At 28.0% G+C, this 15,838-nt stretch carries 15 protein-coding genes; 11 read left to right on the top strand and 4 right to left on the bottom strand.

What is annotated here, in order from left to right; genetic code table 11:
* Positions 1–57 precede the first annotated feature (57 nt).
* The 6 genes from EG240_RS16910 to EG240_RS14865 all read left to right on the top strand — a co-directional run bounded on the left by EG240_RS16910 (position 58) and on the right by EG240_RS14865 (position 5,705).
* On the top strand, positions 58–273 hold the full coding sequence (locus tag EG240_RS16910; protein WP_125020148.1) for a rhodanese-like domain-containing protein: 216 nt from the start codon (positions 58–60) through the stop codon (positions 271–273).
* A 3-nt stretch (positions 274–276) separates the two neighbouring features.
* A complete protein-coding gene (locus EG240_RS14885) occupies positions 277–615 on the top strand; it encodes a hypothetical protein (protein WP_125020147.1) in 339 nt (112 codons plus the stop codon).
* Between the two features lie 55 nt (positions 616–670).
* On the top strand, positions 671–1,081 hold the full coding sequence (locus EG240_RS14880; protein WP_125020146.1) for a DoxX family protein: 411 nt from the start codon (positions 671–673) through the stop codon (positions 1,079–1,081).
* A gap of 47 nt (positions 1,082–1,128) precedes the next feature.
* Positions 1,129–2,676, top strand: a complete 1,548-nt coding sequence (locus EG240_RS14875; protein WP_235830396.1) for a bifunctional metallophosphatase/5'-nucleotidase — start codon at positions 1,129–1,131, stop codon at positions 2,674–2,676.
* A gap of 124 nt (positions 2,677–2,800) precedes the next feature.
* Positions 2,801–3,496 (top strand): DUF2490 domain-containing protein, encoded by a 696-nt coding sequence (locus EG240_RS14870; protein WP_125020144.1) that lies wholly within the window; start codon positions 2,801–2,803, stop codon positions 3,494–3,496.
* An 871-nt stretch (positions 3,497–4,367) separates the two neighbouring features.
* Positions 4,368–5,705 (top strand): TIGR00341 family protein, encoded by a 1,338-nt coding sequence (locus EG240_RS14865; protein WP_255498081.1) that lies wholly within the window; start codon positions 4,368–4,370, stop codon positions 5,703–5,705.
* Positions 5,706–5,762: 57 nt separating this feature from the next.
* Here the strand turns inward: EG240_RS14865 and EG240_RS14860 are convergent, their stop codons facing one another.
* The 3 genes from EG240_RS14860 to EG240_RS14850 form a co-directional block, all read right to left on the bottom strand.
* Positions 5,763–6,455, bottom strand: coding sequence for a potassium channel family protein (locus EG240_RS14860; RefSeq protein WP_125020142.1), 693 nt, complete (start codon positions 6,453–6,455; stop codon positions 5,763–5,765).
* A gap of 7 nt (positions 6,456–6,462) precedes the next feature.
* The gene (locus EG240_RS14855; RefSeq protein WP_235830395.1) at positions 6,463–8,076 is read right to left on the bottom strand and encodes a TrkH family potassium uptake protein; all 1,614 of its coding nucleotides are present in this window, start codon (positions 8,074–8,076) and stop codon (positions 6,463–6,465) included.
* A 131-nt stretch (positions 8,077–8,207) separates the two neighbouring features.
* Positions 8,208–9,626 (bottom strand): alanine/glycine:cation symporter family protein, encoded by a 1,419-nt coding sequence (locus EG240_RS14850; protein ID WP_125020140.1) that lies wholly within the window; start codon positions 9,624–9,626, stop codon positions 8,208–8,210.
* Positions 9,627–9,754: 128 nt separating this feature from the next.
* Here EG240_RS14850 and tatC point away from each other — a divergent pair, with 128 nt between their 5' ends.
* From tatC to EG240_RS14825, 5 genes are all read left to right on the top strand, one after another.
* The gene (tatC, locus tag EG240_RS14845) at positions 9,755–10,543 is read left to right on the top strand and encodes a twin-arginine translocase subunit TatC (RefSeq protein WP_125020139.1); all 789 of its coding nucleotides are present in this window, start codon (positions 9,755–9,757) and stop codon (positions 10,541–10,543) included.
* 332 nt (positions 10,544–10,875) lie between these two features.
* Positions 10,876–11,172 (top strand): hypothetical protein, encoded by a 297-nt coding sequence (locus tag EG240_RS14840; protein WP_125020138.1) that lies wholly within the window; start codon positions 10,876–10,878, stop codon positions 11,170–11,172.
* A 23-nt stretch (positions 11,173–11,195) separates the two neighbouring features.
* The gene (gene nhaA, locus EG240_RS14835) at positions 11,196–12,359 is read left to right on the top strand and encodes a Na+/H+ antiporter NhaA (RefSeq protein ID WP_177765221.1); all 1,164 of its coding nucleotides are present in this window, start codon (positions 11,196–11,198) and stop codon (positions 12,357–12,359) included.
* A 157-nt stretch (positions 12,360–12,516) separates the two neighbouring features.
* A complete protein-coding gene (locus tag EG240_RS14830) occupies positions 12,517–12,960 on the top strand; it encodes a GNAT family N-acetyltransferase (RefSeq protein WP_125020137.1) in 444 nt (147 codons plus the stop codon).
* A 1-nt stretch (position 12,961) separates the two neighbouring features.
* Positions 12,962–14,035, top strand: a complete 1,074-nt coding sequence (locus EG240_RS14825) for an alanine racemase (protein WP_125020136.1) — start codon at positions 12,962–12,964, stop codon at positions 14,033–14,035.
* 167 nt (positions 14,036–14,202) lie between these two features.
* Here EG240_RS14825 and EG240_RS14820 read toward each other — a convergent pair.
* Positions 14,203–15,838, bottom strand: a 1,636-nt coding sequence (locus EG240_RS14820) for a type IA DNA topoisomerase (RefSeq protein ID WP_148096355.1), incomplete at its 5' end; no start/stop codon positions are given.

The following is a 15,838-nucleotide window of genomic DNA, read 5'->3' as shown; positions in this document are numbered from 1 at the left end:
TTCATGAGTCAAATTTAAGATTTTAGTCTTAACTTCAACTGAACGCTAAGTTAGTATATCCACATCAAAGGTTTTGAAAACATTACTCTGAATTCTTTAGAGAAAAACGTTTCTAAAATCCAAAAAGATGCACCTGTGATTATTCACTGTCAAAGTGGTGTACGTGGTGCTATGGCCTACTCTATTCTAGAAAAATTAGGCTACACAAATATTTTAAATTACAGCGGCAGTATCAACGATTGGTCTGCTAAAAAATTACCTTTGGTAAAATAATATATGAAAGCTACAAGGAAAATATTCTTCTACTTATCATTAGTCTTGATTTCAGGACTAATGATGATTCCTTGTGCCGTAAAACAACAAATTAAAGGCAGTATTACGCAAACTCAAACGACTTACAATGGTAAAAATAGTGCCAAGGTTTGTGTAACAACTTATGCTACAACCCAGCAACAACATCGTTTACAAATTGCGAAATTACTACCATTTCTTTTTTCAGATGTTTTAAAAATTGATAACGACCGTTTTACTCAAGTCGTTTTACCAAATTCTTTTATTTTCTTTTTTAAGGAGAAAGTTCCCTCGTATATCCTACATTGTTTATTTAGAATTTAGAATGCACTAATGTTAAGTTTTTTAATTTATTAGTCACTAAATTTTATTTAAAAATATGAAAGAAACAACCGTTTCTAGTACATCAATATTGGTGTTACGCATCGCTGTGAGTGGCATTTTTATCGCCGCAGGAATAAATCATTTACAAAAACCTCAAGGCGTTGCCAAACGAATTTTAGAAGCACCAAGTGGTGAATTTTTAAGTTCCATTGTTGATCCACATTTCCTTGCGTTAAGTTCAGGCTTTTTATTATTACTTTTCGGAATTACATTTTTGTTGGGTATTTACACGAGAATCAGTGCCATTGCTTTAGTGCTTTTATTGATTCCGATTACTTTAACTATTCAAATAAATGGAGGTATATTGTTTGGACCTTTATGGAAGAACATAGTCATTTTTGGTGGCTTGTCTTTCTTTATCATCAATAAAAATCTTCCGTATCAAATCTTTCCAAAAACTAAATAATGAAAAAATATATTTTAACCTTACTTGCGTCTATTCCATTCGTAACTATGGCACAACAACAAAAAATAACCATTTTACAGACAGCAGATATCCATGCATATATGAATCCTCACGATGAATTATTTGTGGAAAACGGACAAATTACCTTTCGTAAAGCTGGAGGATTAGCTCATATTAAAACCGTTGTAGATCAAATCAAAAAAGAAAATCCTAAAGGGACGCTTTTGATTGATGGTGGTGATTTTTACCAAGGAAGTGGAGAAAGTGTTCGCTCACAAGGTGCTATTTTCCCAAAAATTATCCACGAAATGAATTATGATTTGCTGATTCCTGGCAATTGGGAAGTGATTTATGGCAAAGAAGTGATGATGGAATTGATGAACAATTACAAAACCAATGTCATTACCTCCAATATGTTTCATAAAACGGATAACAACCCTATGTTCCCTCAGCATTGGATTACAGAAATGAAAGGTGTTAAAATAGGTTTTATTTCTTATAATGATCCTGAAATCCCTATTCGTCAAAATCCTGGTTATTCTGAAGGTATTGCATTTACAGAAGTTAATCATAATCTGAAAGCCTTAGTTTCGGAAATGAAAACTGTTAGAAAAGTCGACCTATTATTTATTGTCGCTCATATTGGTATTTCCAAACAAGTAGCTTTAGCCAATCATCCCGATGTAGAAGGCGTAGATTTTATTTTTGGAAATGATACCCACGAACGCATTCGAAAACCTATTGAAGGTAAATACAGTAAAGTAGTAGAACCTGGCGCTTTTAGTTCGTTTTTAGGAAGATTGGACGTTACGGTAGAAAATGGAAAAATGATAGATTATCAATATAATTTGATAGAAATTGATCCTAAAAAATATCCGGCAGATAAAAAAGTTCAAAAAGTAATTGATCGCCAACTAAAACCATTTGCCAAAGAAATGAACGAAGTATTGGGGTATACTACAACGCCTTTGTATCGTTATTTGGTAGTAGAAAATCCGATGGATAATTTAATTACCGATGCCTTGCTATGGAAAACAGGTGTAGATTTTGCAACCTCTAATGGTTTCCGTTTTGGGGTGCCAATTTTACCGAATGAAGAAGGAAAAGCAGCCATTACACAACGAGATTTATGGCGTATGCTTCCGGTAGATGAAAAAATGAAAATTGCAGAAGTTTCTGGTCAACAAATTTTAGATTGGCTAGAAAAAGAAATCAATAATGTATATGCTAAAGATCCTTTAAAACGTTTTGGCGGTTGGTTGGTACGCTTCTCTGGCATGACATTAAAATTTGATAGCAGCAAAGAGATCGGCGAACGTGTATTAGAAGTAACCATTCAAGGAAAGCCTTTAGAAAAAGACAAAATGTATAAAATGGCATCTTGTAATCGTACTGGTGAACCGTTATCGACAATGTGTAGAATGCCAAATGCTAAAAATGCGGTCATTCAAAAATTCACATTGCATGATGCTGTTAGAGATTACTTGAAACACCACAAAACGGTAAGTCCGAAAATTGATGGTCGTGCTCAGGCAGTAGATTTAGGTGATAATGTATTCTCCCAAATGAAAGAAACAGGATACGAGTTTAAATAAGATACTAATCCCCATTCAGGGGATTTTTTTATGAGTTCGCTATTCTTTTTTAATCAACTAATGTAACAATAGTAACTAATCAAATGTAAACTTACTTATAGATTTGTAAACATTACATTTAAAAATGACCAAGCAAATTTATTACATACTATCATTCATTTTATTGATTTCAACTAATAGTGTTGCTCAATCCAATAACTTATGGTTGAGAGCTACGTTTTCTGTAAAAGATTCTTTAGGAATTACCTATGATGCAGAGTTACAATATCGGTTACAAACAATTGCTACAGAAAGCATACCTAAACACCCTTTTTTAAATTCTGGACGTATTTGGATGCATTATTCACTTAATGAAAAAATGAAAATTTCATTATCCCCTGTGGCTTTTTTTGACCACATAAAATATAAGAACAAAGACGAACTTTATCTAAAGTCACATATAAAAGAATACAGAAATAGTTTAGCCGCAGAGTATCAATTTATTCAACAAAAAAGATTTCATTTATATGCTAGAACAGCCATTGAATTTAGATTTTTTTCCAACAAAAAAAATGAATTTAGATGGAGAAATCGCGTAGGTATAGATATCAAAATTACTAATAAAACTATACTAAGACCGTTTTACGAAATCTTTCATAAAAATTCTAATTCCAATTCACTAATATTGGATCAAATGCGTTTTAACTTGAGTTTGAAACATCAATTTTCAAAAAAATGGATTGCAGAATTAGGTTATATTGACCAGCTAAATCCAAATCAGCTAACGGTAAAACTAGAAAGGAAACCTAATGTATTCATAAATATTCAATATAAATTATAAAATAATATATTAAAATAAAGAAAAACTGAAAGGCTTAAAAAGATATTTTGACTTATTATATAATTAAAAACGAATTAATAAACTAGAAATAGCTCTATAATTTTCTAAAACATTTAAAGTTACATCGTGGTTTATTGAAATATTAAAGAAAGAGATATAATATTAAAACCTAATAAAAATTCAAAGATTAATCTCTTTTACTCAGATTTAAAATGTGTGGAAAAAGAGATTTTTGTATCTTAACAAGATCGTTAGAAATTTATATTTCAGAATAATAATTATGTCTTTTAGCATTTATGGATGAAATAAAAACATACTTAAAATAAAGTCAATTATGCAATAATTGAATAAGCTTGAATATGTTTCAACTCGGATTAATATCCAAATACTTACTAAAATATGAAAGGCTTATATTTAACAATGTTATGTATAATAAACACTCACAAGTAATAATCATCTACACCTCTCTTTATTTCGAACTATTTAAAATAATCAATTAGTGAAATTTAACCATTGATATATTAATAATATTTATCAAGTGTTTAAAAAAAAGTCATTATTTTCATTTTTAGCCTTTTTTTTTAGTTTTATTACAATATTTGTCTGTATAACAAAAAAAAAATACAATTAAAAATTTTAAAAATAATTCAAGTCCGAGAATAAAATCAGTATAAATTTAAATACTATCAAAATAAAACGTCTTTAAATAAAAGTAAAAATTATCTTAAGTAATAAATAAATTTATATTCATGTTCAACATTGTTTAATCTTTTTCTAAGCTAAAAATTCCAATTTTAATATTGAACTAATGATTTCTATATAAATAATTAAAAACATTACTTTCTAAAGAGTAAAGCATTATAAAATTTTAATACTTCTTGAAAAAAAATTATATTTAAGAAAAAAATTAGCTATGAAAATTTTTAATCCATGGAATCTTCACGAAGGCGAAGAAAATAAAGAAAAAGTACTAGTCGATATTACTAATAATATTTCTTTTAACGGAGCAAATTTATGGATTTTAGCATGTGCTATACTAATTGCATCAATTGGTTTAAATATGAACTCTACAGCTGTAATTATTGGCGCTATGCTAATATCTCCGCTTATGGGACCAATAGTAGGTGCTGGATTTGCTTTAGCTACATTTAATTTTCAATTACTATCCAAGTCGTTAAAAAATTTGTTAATAGCAACTTGTGTAAGTTTAATAGTATCGACTATTTACTTTTATCTAAGTCCTTTTAAAGAAGTTCAATCAGAACTGTTAGCAAGAACATCTCCCACTATTTATGATGTAATGATTGCTTTCTTTGGAGGTATCGTTGGAGCCATATCTATAACACGTAAAGAAAAGGGAAATCCAATTTCTGGTGTAGCAATTGCAACAGCTTTGATGCCGCCTTTATGTACCGCAGGTTTTGGTCTGGCAACAGGAGATTTTAAATTTTTTGTTGGAGCAGTTTATCTTTATGCTATAAATTGTTTTTTTATTGGTATTTCAACTTATTTGATAATTAAATATTTAAAATACAAACCACAAGAAATTACTACAAATCTTAAAACTGCTAAAAATGTGAGATATGGAATAACGATACTTTTATTTTTAATTACTATTCCTAGTTTGTACATTGCATATCAACTTTTACAAGAAAAAAAATATAATCAAAATGTGAATGTATTTTTAGATAAAGAATTTGTGGAAAAAGGGCATACTATTATTTATAAAAAAATAAATTTTAAGTCTAATCCAAAAAAAGTTGAAATTGCACTAATCTCAAAGAAATTTGATTCATTAGAATTGAATCGATTAAATGATTTACTAAAAATTTATACAATACCAAATTCAGAATTAATTATTAAACAAAATACTCAAGATTTAAAACAAGAAATATTAGCTGAGCTGAAAAAGAATAATAATATATCAAAAGGTGATGATATCCAAATTAAAAATTTAAGACAAGCAATAGCAAAGTATCAATTGTATGATCAAGATTTTATAACAGATATATCAATTGTATTTCCGGAAATAAAAAATTACTCTGTAGGCCTACAAAATCACATAATATCTAAAGATTCTATAGTTGAAAAACCAATGTTTATGTATGAATCAACAAAAAATTTAGATACAACAAAATTAAAAAAATGGCTGATAAACAAATGGGATACTGACGAAATAGATATTCAAGAATTTGACACAAAAAAATAAATAGACTTCGAACTGATTATAAATGAGACTAAGTTATATATTGTATAATTATTTTTATCAGACTACAAATCTTTTAATAAATTTATATATATCATTATTTGCACCATATATTACTAATACATCATCTTTTTCTATAACAGTAGATGAAGAAGGAAACCCTTGAACTTGGGGTACCATCTTAAATTGACCTAAAAAACTAGTCTCTTCTTTATTTTTAATAATTGTCATTACTAAAATATTATAATTTTTTTTAAATTGAATCTCATCAAAGGTTTTTCCAACAAGCTCTTTCGGTGATAAGACTTCGATTATACTAAAATCATTATTTAAATCAAAAGAATCTATAATACCTTTAGCATTCAATTTTTTAGTCCATCTTTCTGCAGATTCTTCTTCTGGTCTTATAATTTGATCAACTCCGATAGCATGTAGAACATTTTCGTGAACTGAATTTATTGAACGGCTAATTAACCTCTTTACATTCTTGTTTTTGAAATTAGCTGTAGCCATGATATTAGCTCCTTCATTTTCTCCGATAGTCACTAAAACAATGTCGGTATTATTAATTGGTAATTTACTTAAAGCTATCTCATCGGTTGCATCTAAGCAAATGGTATAAGAAAATTTATCTTTATAATATTCTACCCTCTCATTATTACTATCAACTCCAATAACTTCATGACCTAATTTTGTCATTTTAATACCAAGAGATGAGCCAAAATTTCCTAAACCGATTATAATTAGTTTCATAAAATATTTATATTAGTATATCTCCACTAGGATATGAATATCTGGAAGAAATATTTTTCTTAAAAAAAGCTGTCAAAATTGTAATCATTGAAACACGTCCAATAAACATAATTATAATTATAACTATTTTGCTAGGTTCTGATAACAAGACTGTGGTATCTAAAGACAAACCAACGGTAGAATAAGCAGAAAAAACTTCGAATGCTATATCAATAAGTGGTAAGTTACTATCAAATTTAGAAATCAAAAAAACTCCTAAACCAATAACTAGAAATGAAAGTGTAATGGTTGCAAAAGCTTTTTGAACAACAGATTCGTTAATTTTACGTTTAAATATTTCAATTGAATTTTTACCTCTTGCAATATTAATAAAATTTAAAATAGCAATTGCAAAGGTACTTGTTTTAATACCTCCACCGGTAGAAGTTGGTGAGGCACCTATCCACATTAAAAGTAAAATTAGAATAATAGTTGAAAATTGTAGTTCAGAAAAATTGATTGTATTAAATCCGGCTGTTCTTGTTGTCATTGAAACAAAAGCTGCAGACACAAATTTTCCAAAACCAGTATGTTCATTCAATGTAAAATAAAATTCTTCGAAATATATTATTAACGTAGAGACTCCAAAAATTGTTAATGATGTAAATAGATTCACTTTTGAATTTAAAGAAAATATCCAGTTTTTCTCTTCTGTAGTTTTATAAAAAAAACGTAAAAATACTTTTTTAAAGAAATATTTTAAATACTTAATTAAATTAACTAGAATTGGAAAACCAATTCCACCTAAGAAAATTAAAATAATTAAGATAAGTTGAAATGAATAATTATTAATTGTTATATTTTGCATTAATCCATTGGGTAGCGTTGAAAAACCAGCATTACAAAATGCAGAAATAGAATGAAAAATGGATATAAAAACTTTATCAAAAATACCTATATTGAAATCATCTAAAGAAAAGAAAATGATCAGAGCTCCTAAAGATTCTATACAAAATGTGATATAAATTATTTTTTTTATAAAACCAAAAACTTCACTAAAAGCATCGTTGTTGGATATATTTCCAAGTGTTATTTGATACTCATAAGAACTATTTCCTTTAAAAAAATAAGCTATATAAGCGGCAAAAGTAAGTATACCCAACCCTCCTATTTGAATTAACAATAATATTATGGTTTGTCCAAAAACTGTAAAAGTTTCTGAAACATTAAATACAGTTAACCCAGTAACACATACAGCACTTGTTGAAGTAAAAAAAGCATCCAAAAAATTTATTGGATGGGTTGTTGCCTTGGGTAATAAAAGTAATAAAGCTCCTAAAATAATAATTGATATAAAACTTATAATAAACAACTGAGGGGGTGTAATATATTTTCTATTAAATGAAAAATTTGGATTTGCAAACTCTCTAACTAGTTTAAGTAAAATCGCAAATTGTAAATATTTACTAACAAAATATATGGAATAATCTGCTAATTGAATGTAGACACAATAACCTATAAAAAGTACACTCAATACATCAAATACAAAAACACGAAAAATAAATTTATCAGATGTATAAAAAAACTTTAATATAGTTTTTAATAATCCTATCGCTAGAATTAAAATAAAAAATATATTCACGAATAATTTATAATCATTCGGAAAACCGAAACCTAATAGGGTTATTAGTAAAATAATTGCTAGAATTAAACTAAACTTATATAAACCAGATAAATTTTTTTTTAAAAAAACATTCGTTATCATTACAAAAACTATTTACTATTCCAACAATCCACATTTTCGATTTTATATTTTGAATTATCAAAAACTGGATCTTTTCCAGTATTTTTTTGATTTCTATAGTCTTTGTATAAAATTGAAAAAACATTACGAAGCAAAAATATCGAAATTAAATTAATCCAAGCCATAAGCCCTACTCCAATATCTCCAAGTGTCCATGCATTTTTAGCTGTTGTTATTGCCCCTAAATAAACTGACGTAAAAAGTAAAAATTGAACAAGATAAACTGCCCACCTTCTCTTTCTAAATAAAAATTTCACATTCGTTTCGGCTATATAATAATAAGCTAAAATTGTTGTAAAAGCAAAGAATGTCAAGGATATGGCTACAAACTCTTTACCTATCGAAGGAAAATGTTTTGCAATCGCATATTGCGTATAAGCGGGTCCCATTTGAACATCTTTAAGATTATTTATTAGAAAACCTCCTTCAGTGTCCATTACATTAAACTGATTTGTGAACAAAATCATCAAACCTGTTGCGGTACAAACAAATAATGTATCAATATATACAGAAAAACCTTGAACTAAGCCTTGTTTAATTGGATGAGTGACTGCTGCGGCCGCTGCTGCATGAGGAGCAGTACCTTGTCCGGATTCGTTACTGTAAATACCACGTTTTATCCCCCAAGCGATTGCACTACCAACAATACCGCCATAAAAAGAGTGCAATGAAGTACCAGATGAAACAATTAAAACAAAAATATCGGGTAATTTATTAATATTTAGCATAATTATAATTAATGCCATCATAATATAACCAAGTGCCATAAATGGAACAATTAATTCTGTTAGTCTACCAATACGTTTGACTCCGCCAATTACTATTGATGCTACTAAAACAACTAAAATAATTCCTACAAGTTCTTTTGGAAACTGGAAAGCTTCAGTATTTGCCAATGAAATACTATTACTTTGTACACTAGGTAGTAAAAATCCTGTACTAATAATTGTTACTACTGAAAAAGTTATTGCTCCTATCTTTGAATTAAGTCCTTTTTTTATATAAAATGCAGGTCCTCCAATGAAATAAACAGAAGATTTCTCTTTATATAATTGAGCTAATGAGGCTTCGATAATGGCAGAGGCACTACCTAAAAAAGCAATAATCCACATCCAAAACAACGCACCCGGCCCCCCCATCGCAATTGCTGTAGCAACACCAGCTATGTTGCCGGTACCTATTCTACCAGAAATTGCTAAAGTAAAAGCTTGAAATGAAGATATACCTTGAGTTGAATTACTTTTTTGAAATAGAAGTTTCAACATATCTTTAATTAAAGTAATTTGTAAGAAGTTATATTTAACACTGTAATAAATTCCAGAAGAAATACAAAGTATAATTAAATAATTAGACCAAATATAATCGTTCACTTTCTCTATAAAATTCATTTTTCGCTTTTTAAAGCTTGTAATTTACAATTTGTTTTTTAGAATAGAAAATGTAATAATTCCGAGAAAAAATGTTCGATTAACCTCTAATCTTTTTTTTATTATATTTGCAGTTGACCTAAATTTATATGAATAGGAAATCCATTATAAAAAATTTAGTTGACTTACGTTTTTTTATTTTTAAAAGCCTCATTGGTGTGCTTATTTCAACAATTTTATCTCTTATCTTTTATCGATTTATTTTTGAAGAGATTATATTTGCACCTGTAAATAAAAATTTTATAACTTATAAAATCTATTGTCAATTAGTTAGCTCATTTAGAATAGACACTACTCTATGTATTGAGAAATTCAATTTTATATTACAAAATAGAACCATGGAGGGACAATTAAGTGTATTGATATATACCTCAATTACATTTGGTTTTATACTATCCTTTCCTTGGATAATTTTTCAGCTTTTAACTTATATTAAAGAAAAGTTTTCAGCTTCTAAATCAATTAATTTAAAGTTTCAAGTTTTAAATATTTCTTTATTGTTTATTGTTGGGGTGATATTTGGATACTATATTATTGTTCCCCTTTCTATTAGCTTTCTAACAAATGTCCAAATCAGTTCAATAATTAAAAATCAAATTGATATTGGTTCATACATTTCGTTATTAAGAAGTACTATAATTGCAACAGGTGTTATTTTCAATTTGCCAATTCTAGTTTATTATCTTAACAAATTAGGAATAGTTAATCATGATTTATTAAAACATTATAGACGATATGCTTACGTTATTATATTAATAGCTTCAGCAATTATTACGCCTCCTGATGTTTTAAGTCTAATATTATTAGTTATTCCATTATTTTGTTTATATGAAATTAGTACCTATTTATGTAAATTCAATCGAACAGTTAACATATAAAACTAAAATCATTAGTTATCTTTTACTTATAGTATGTTCTACAATAATATTGCTACTTCAATACCAAGGGATTAAACTCTATCCAATTATCAACAATTATTGCAATGATTTTATTTCCATGACACTTACATTAAAGATATGTAGTTTAATTCTAAAAAAATTGTATGGTTTTATTTTAGTTGACAACATTGGATATATGCTAATTATTTGGTTATACTATGGTTTCGTTTTTGAGATTATATTTCCATTTTGGTATACAAGATATACATTTGATTTTTTTGATTTTATTGCTTATTTCTTAGGTTTAATTTTATTTTTAATTCTTGAATGCTATGATTACAAGAAAATGTTTAAAATGTGGAATTTTCACAGATAACAGTACTGCGTGTAAAAACTGTTTGGAACCTTTTATAACTGAAGATAAAATAAAAGAAGAAATTAAAAAAGATTATGAATACAGACAACAAAAATCAGTAGACGAGTTTAAATTTATGACTTTCGTTAATAAATTGACCATTCATAAGTTTTTAGTCGTGAGGTTGTTTGGTAATATTCTGAAGAGTATTATCATAACCATTTTTTTTATAGTTTCGTTAATTGCTTATTTAATCGCGCTAATTGCAGCTTAATTTTATAATTTTAAATTAAAACCATGATTCAATCTATCAATCTAAAAGTATTTAAAGAATTTGTAAAATCAAGTAACTTTGGAGGTTTATTACTCTTTTTATGTGTAATTCTCTCTTTAATTATTGCCAACACATCCTTATCAGAAAGTTTACAAAACATTTTAGATTATAAATTTGGAATTGAAAATGAATATGTACATTTAAATTACAGTACATCTATGTGGATTAATGATGGGTTGATGGCTGTTTTTTTTCTTCTAGTCGGCTTAGAAATAAAAAGAGAAATTGTTGAAGGGGAATTGTCTTCACCTAAAAAGGCAATAGTACCAATACTTGCAGCCATTGGGGGCGCTATTGTACCTGCTTTTATTTATGTCTTTTTTAATAATAGTGAAGCTAGTGCGAGTGGTTGGGGAATACCTATGGCTACGGATATAGCTTTTGCTTTGGCTGTTATTTCACTTCTAGATAAAAGAATTCCAATAAGTTTAAAAATTTTCTTAGCTGCATTAGCCATTGTTGACGATTTAATAGCTATACTAGTCATTGCTGTATTTTACTCATCGGGTATAGATCTAACCTATCTTGGCTATTCAGGAATTGGATTAATCGTTTTAATTTTAATGAATCGTTTTCAAGTTAAAAATCCATATTTATACTTAATTCCTGGAATATTTATTTGGTACTTTATTCATCATTCTGGAATTCACGCAACAATAGCCGGTGTATTAGTTGCAATGACTATCCCTACAAATGATACTGCTGTAGAATCACCTTTAGAAAGATTAGAACATGCTTTGGTGAAACCTGTTAATTTCTTAATTATACCGATTTTTGCGTTTGCAAACACTAATATTACGATAGAAAATGAAATGATTCAAGGCCTTACATCACCTTTAGGTCTAGGAATAGGATTGGGACTTATTTTAGGAAAACCTATTGGAATTGTATTGAGTACTATTATTTGTTCTAAACTTAAGATAGGTCAACTTCCTGAAGGTAGTAACTTTAAACATATTATTGGAATAGGATTTCTTGCAGGAATTGGCTTTACTATGTCAATTTTTATTTCTAATCTATCATTTTCAGATTCTACTTTCGTAGAAGAAGCAAAGTTGGCTGTTTTATGTTCCTCTTTAATTGCAGGTGTTTTAGGCTTTGTATTATTAAGATCTACAAAAAGATAAACCTCTGTTTACTACATATTTCAAATATTAGATATCTACAAACAAAACTTGATTAATTTTAAGAATTTCATATAAAAAAAGTTAATTATGACGCGTTTTTTTTATTATTATCAAATTAATTGTAAATTGAGAGAATTAACATTAAAATTCTAACAATATGCAAGTGATTAAATGGGATGAAACGAACAAACCTTCTGATATAAAAATAAATAATATTATTAATTTTTTATATGAAAATTTAGAAGAGTATGGCGATACAAAAGAAGACATTCGCAAATGTCTTAAGTATGTATTTAATGAATTGTCCGAAAGAACAACTTCTGGTTTTATAATTGAAGCTTTAGAAAATTCTGAAATCATAGGGATTTCTGTTATAAACGAAACGGGAATGTCAGGTTATATTCCGGAAAATATTTTAGTTTATATTGCCACATGCAAAAAAAATAGAGGAAAAGGAATTGGTAAACTTTTAATGTTAAAAATCATTGAAGAAACAAAAGGTAATATTGCACTACATGTAGAAAATGATAATCCAGCAAAGTATTTATATGAAAAATTAGGCTTCACAAATAAGTATTTAGAAATGAGATTAGAAAAATAAGATGGCACATATTATACTAAACAAAGACAAACTTTATCATAATTATAAATATCTTAATGCTTTCTTTAAAGATCAAGAAATTGAATGGTCTGTAGTAACCAAAATATTATGTGGAAACAAATGTTTTTTAGAAATTCTTTTTTCTCTTGATATTAAAAGCTTTTCGGATTCTAGAATCAGTAATTTAAAAATTATAAAAAATAGAAAACCTGATTGCACAACAATCTATATTAAACCACCTGCTAAAGGGGTAATTAGTGAAATTATTAAATATGCAGACGTTAGCCTAAACTCTAGCTTATATACTATTAAGCTTTTAGATGAGGAAGCTAAAAAGAATAACAAAAAGCATCAAATAATTTTAATGATTGATTTAGGAGAACTACGCGAGGGTGTAATGAGAGAAGATTTTTTAGAATTGTTTGATAATGCTCATCAATTAAGTAATATAGAAATTATTGGAATTGGAAGTAATTTATCATGTTTGTATGGGATATTGCCAAACTCTGATAAACTTAATCAGTTATACCTTTATAAACAGCTTGTAGAGTTAAAATACAAAACTAAATTAAAATATATTTCAGGCGGCTCTTCAGTGACTATACCCTTGTTACAAAATAAACTTATAGATAGTAAGATTAATCATTTTAGAATTGGTGAAACTTTATTTATGGGTACTAATGCTTATGATCAATCAAATTATAAAGAACTAAAACAAAATGTTTTTGAACTCTGTGCTGAAATAATTGAATTATATGAAAAACCATTAATCCCATCTGGTGAAATGGGAACTTCTGTTACTGGTGACATCCCAAAGTTTAATTTAAATGATTTGGGTAAAAAAAGTATTCGGGCTTTAATTGATATTGGTTTATTGGATGTTGATATTAAATATTTAAATCCTATAGATGACCATATTAAAATTGAAGCAGCTACTTCAGACATAATTGTTCTTGATCTGGGAAAAAATGAGCAAAATTATGCAGTAGGTAGTATTGTTACATTACAATTAGATTATATGGGAATTGTTAGAATTATGAATTCAAGGTATATTGACAAAGTAATAACAACATAGATCATTCATCTTTTTTGATATCTTCTACTAATTAATAGTAAAGATTACAACATTTAAAGTTTAATCAGAAACCCTCCAAAATTGGAGGGTTTCTTGTAATATAATAAGATTTTAATTATTGAAAGAAAGAACTGTTTCCTATATAAATTATATCTTTTATTTCATTTTTAAACAAATTCGAAAGATGTTTTACAATTTTCATTCAAAATGATAAAAGCACTGAAAATTTTTCCTGATTTACTTTTCATTCCTTTTAGCAGTCCTGTTTTACCCTTACTTATCAATGCCTCAATGTTATTGATTGTTAACTGTATGCCGCAAATGTTTCTAAACTGTACCCAATTACAAAGTTCGTCTGAGCATTTCACAATCTGATCCCGAATTAGAAGATGATTCGTTTTACATTTAGGACAAGTTAATTTTGGTTGACTATTTTGGATAGTAGTAGTTTGAAGTAATTCTTCTGTAATGGATTTTGTTAATACTTCAATTTCTTTTTGAAAAGTATTGGGATTTAGTTTTCTGGTTTCGATTTTCTCAAATTGAATCTCCCATTCAGCTGTTAAAGCTACATCTACAATTTTCATATTTTTTACTTTATGATAAACAAACAAGCCTTTTTGGGTTGGAAGTAATGCTTTTTTTTGTCTTTCAATATAGTTACGTTTAAATAAAGTTTCGATGATTGACGCTCTGGTTGCTGGTGTTCCAATTCCGATATTCTTTAATATTTTTTTTGCTTCATCATTTTCAATAGTATTTCCAGCGTTTTCCATTTCTGATAAAAGACTTGCTTCTGTATAAAGCATTGGAGGTTTGGTTTGTTTTTCTAACATTAATGCCTTTTTAATTTTTAGCTCGTCTCCTACTTTAAGATTTGGTAAATGTTGTAATAGCTCATTATCATCTTCAGAAAGACTTCCTTTTATAGCTCTCCACCCCACGTCTACTATTTTAACAACTTTTATTGTAAATTCGTAATGTAGTACTTCTAAATTCACAACTGTTATTTCTTTAATACAAGATGATGAAAGGGCTTCAAGCAATCGAAAAACGATCAAATTATAAATTGCATTTTCTTTTGCCGATAAAGCTGAAGGAATTTTATCTGTGATTAATAATCCGTGGTGATCGGTGACTCTCAGATCATTTACAATACGTTTATTGAAACGCCCCCATTTTAACTTAGATACTTCTAATTTATACTTTTCATGCTCTTGTAAAGCTCTTAATAACTTCGGAATTTCATCCCACATGTCCTCAGGAATGTGTTTACTTCCGGTTCTAGGATACGTTATGAATTTCTTTTCGTAGAGACTTTGTGCAATATTTAAAGTATCTTCTGCTGTAAGGTTTAGCTTTTTATTTGCTTCTTTTTGCAGTCCCGTTAAATCAAATAATAATGGAGCTTGTTCTGTAAGGTTTCCGTTTTCTATTGATGTAATAGTAGCTTTTCCATTACGTTGAATAGACTTCAACGAATTTATTGCTGCATTTTGTTCGTTCCATTTTATTTGTGTACTTCCTTTAAACTCTATAAAATCTTTATTAAATAAAAGTTCTATTTGCCAATAATTACTAACTTCAAAACTTCTATTGTCTAAAAAACGTTTGCAGATTAATGCTAAAGTTGGGGTTTGCATTCTACCTAAAGAATACATTCCGTTGCCTATAGCAATACTAAGTGCTTGTGAAGCATTTATTCCCACAAGCCAATCTGAACGAGTACGTCCTTGGGCAGCATAATACAATCCATCAAAAGTATTTCCTTCTTTCAGATTTTCAAATCCTTGTTTAATCGCT

The sequence above is a fragment of the Paenimyroides tangerinum genome (assembly GCF_003865405.1).
GTDB lineage: Bacteria > Bacteroidota > Bacteroidia > Flavobacteriales > Flavobacteriaceae > Flavobacterium > Flavobacterium tangerinum.
The sequence above is the reverse complement of the archived record's forward strand: the minus strand, read 5'-3'. Positions and strand labels throughout refer to the sequence as shown.

Bases quoted from the DNA above. Each gene is read 5' to 3' on its own strand.
- EG240_RS14885 (WP_125020147.1), top strand. From the start codon at position 277: ATGAAAGCTACAAGGAAAATATTCTTCTACTTATCATTAGTCTTGATT.
- EG240_RS14880 (WP_125020146.1), top strand. From the start codon at position 671: ATGAAAGAAACAACCGTTTCTAGTACATCAATATTGGTGTTACGCATC.
- EG240_RS14875 (WP_235830396.1), top strand. From the start codon at position 1,129: ATGGCACAACAACAAAAAATAACCATTTTACAGACAGCAGATATCCAT.
- EG240_RS14870 (WP_125020144.1), top strand. From the start codon at position 2,801: ATGACCAAGCAAATTTATTACATACTATCATTCATTTTATTGATTTCA.
- EG240_RS14860 (WP_125020142.1), bottom strand. From the start codon at position 6,455: ATGAAACTAATTATAATCGGTTTAGGAAATTTTGGCTCATCTCTTGGT.
- EG240_RS14850 (WP_125020140.1), bottom strand. From the start codon at position 9,626: ATGAATTTTATAGAGAAAGTGAACGATTATATTTGGTCTAATTATTTA.
- tatC (WP_125020139.1), top strand. From the start codon at position 9,755: ATGAATAGGAAATCCATTATAAAAAATTTAGTTGACTTACGTTTTTTT.
- EG240_RS14840 (WP_125020138.1), top strand. From the start codon at position 10,876: ATGATTACAAGAAAATGTTTAAAATGTGGAATTTTCACAGATAACAGT.
- nhaA (WP_177765221.1), top strand. From the start codon at position 11,196: ATGATTCAATCTATCAATCTAAAAGTATTTAAAGAATTTGTAAAATCA.
- EG240_RS14830 (WP_125020137.1), top strand. From the start codon at position 12,517: ATGCAAGTGATTAAATGGGATGAAACGAACAAACCTTCTGATATAAAA.
- EG240_RS14825 (WP_125020136.1), top strand. From the start codon at position 12,962: ATGGCACATATTATACTAAACAAAGACAAACTTTATCATAATTATAAA.